1 protein-coding gene is annotated in these 378 nt (G+C 54.5%); it reads right to left on the bottom strand.

The genetic code is table 11. The features are described 5' to 3' along the window. Positions 1–28: 28 nt before the first annotated feature. The coding region (locus F0L74_RS34810) for a hypothetical protein (RefSeq protein WP_213087192.1) at positions 29–378 on the bottom strand (350 nt) is incomplete at its 5' end.

Genomic DNA, 378 nt, shown 5'->3' with positions numbered 1-378 from the left:
ATGTGTTTCCATCCCTGCTGGTGTACCACTAGAGCTCCCCGTAGATATCCCAGTCGAACCCGTGGACGTACCCGCCCTCCCCACTGAAGAGGCTCCTGCCGCCCCCAGTGCTCCTTCTAGCGCTCTTGTCCAAATCATCATCAACGTTAACACCGAAGCCGCCATTGCTCCTTCCCCCGTTGAAGTTCCCGTCAAGCCCGCACCAGTCATTGTTGTTGTAAAGCCCATTATCGCTCCCGAACCGGTCCTTGTTGTTGAAGGCCCACCCGCGGTGACTCCTGTGATCGTCGCTAATCCCGAAATCGAAGTTAACCCCATCGACATCATCGCCATCAACCCTCTCGATTAAGAAGTTCGGATCTGTTTTCGAAATGTACG

This window comes from Chitinophaga agrisoli (assembly GCF_008386695.1).
Lineage (GTDB): Bacteria > Bacteroidota > Bacteroidia > Chitinophagales > Chitinophagaceae > Chitinophaga > Chitinophaga agrisoli.
The sequence above is the reverse complement of the archived record's forward strand: the minus strand, read 5'-3'. Positions and strand labels throughout refer to the sequence as shown.